This window comes from Secundilactobacillus hailunensis (genome assembly GCF_005405185.1).
Lineage (GTDB): Bacteria > Bacillota > Bacilli > Lactobacillales > Lactobacillaceae > Secundilactobacillus > Secundilactobacillus hailunensis.
Genome location: NZ_BJDO01000105.1, coordinates 1 through 1,470, shown reverse-complemented (window position 1 = coordinate 1,470; position 1,470 = coordinate 1). Strand labels below are relative to the sequence as shown.

At 37.9% G+C, this 1,470-nt stretch carries 2 protein-coding genes; one reads left to right on the top strand and one right to left on the bottom strand.

Translation table 11 applies throughout. From position 1 onward, the window contains the following. A partial coding sequence (locus FFM73_RS13270; protein ID WP_220093936.1) for a putative holin-like toxin occupies window positions 1-59 on the bottom strand: 59 nt, incomplete at its 3' end. A 347-nt stretch (window positions 60-406) separates the two neighbouring features. Here FFM73_RS13270 and FFM73_RS12490 point away from each other — a divergent pair. Then, window positions 407-1,470, top strand: a 1,064-nt coding sequence (locus FFM73_RS12490) for an IS110 family RNA-guided transposase (protein ID WP_137631941.1), incomplete at its 3' end; no start/stop codon positions are given.

The window sequence follows — 1,470 nt, the reverse complement described above, 5'->3', positions numbered from 1 at the left end:
AGCGCGATTAAAAACGTGCCAAACAGCAACATCAACGAGAGTGTCTGGAAGACGCTCATTGACTGTGAAACCTTCCTGAAGATTATTCCATGTTCCCATGGGCCTCACCTCACAAGGGAAAAGACAGCCACCGCCCTTAAAACATTCTAAGCTTTATAGTGAATCGATTATCCGACGGGATAGTTGATTCACTATTTTAGTTTTGTTCTAAACTTTAAATAGTGGTGAAACTATATGCCGTAAGAAGTTTAGACGCTTGACGTCGTCCTTAAAACAGGCAGTTTTACTTAGTAATTAGTATTCTCTTCGAAGAATGTCGACACTTGATGTCCAGTTTAGAAAATTAGAAATAATTACCTTAGTAAATACGTTCCAACCACTAACAGCTATTTAGGAGGGTTTAAAAATGAGCATTGTCTTTGGCATAGATGTAAGTAGTCGTGATTCCAGTGTTTGTGTACTTCAGAGTGGCGCCACACGAGAATATAAGATCACTAACGATACTATCGGCTTTAAAACTCTGTTGATAGATCTAAAAGAATACGCCGAACATCCACAAATCATCTTAGAAGCAACTGGAGTTTATTCACGCAGAATTACTAGATTTTTAGATGAATACGATTATGATTATGTTCTTCTTAATCCTTTAAAGGCTAAGAAAGAAATTAATCAGGGCTTACGTCGCAATAAAACCGATCGTAATGATGCTTACCATTTGGCACTAGCTCAAGATCAAAATCAGCATCAACCTAATCGAAAAGAGCCTGATGTTTATCATCAATTGCAGTCTTTAAGTCGGGCTTATGAGGAATTAACTCACGATATTATTTCTTCCAAGAATCGACTTCATAAATATTTACAGTTAACTTTTCCAGAATTAGAAACCATTTTCAATAACTCTAGAGGTGTTAATTACTGGTATTTAGTTGAGCTCTTTCCGCACTGCCAAGATGTTAGAAATCTTGAAGTATCAACCATCGCTAAGCAAATTAAAGATTTTAAAGGTTATGGTATTAACCGTGCTCAAAAACTAGCTATTAAACTTAAGCATCTCGCGGATTTAGCTTATCCAGCAGTTGATCAAGACGACCCGGAGCGTGATGAAGTGGTTTATTACGCCAATAGATTATTACGGCTTACAGCTGATCGCGAGCGGAGATCAGAGGCAATGATTAAATTAGCTAAGACTTTGCCTAATCGCGATCTAGAAATCTTAATGAGCATTCCTGGTATCGCTGAAATAACTGCTGTCCGAATTCTAGCCGAATTAGGCGACATTAGAAGATTCAGTAATCCAAACAAGATAAATGCTTTTGTTGGTATTGATCCAGGTAGATATCAATCAGGGGAAAAAGATTCTAGTTTAAGGATCTCTAAGCACGGCAATGCCGTTGCGCGGAAGATTCTTTATCGTGCAATTGGACAAATCGATCTAGCGGCTAAGACTAGTCCATGTCATATAGCAGATTA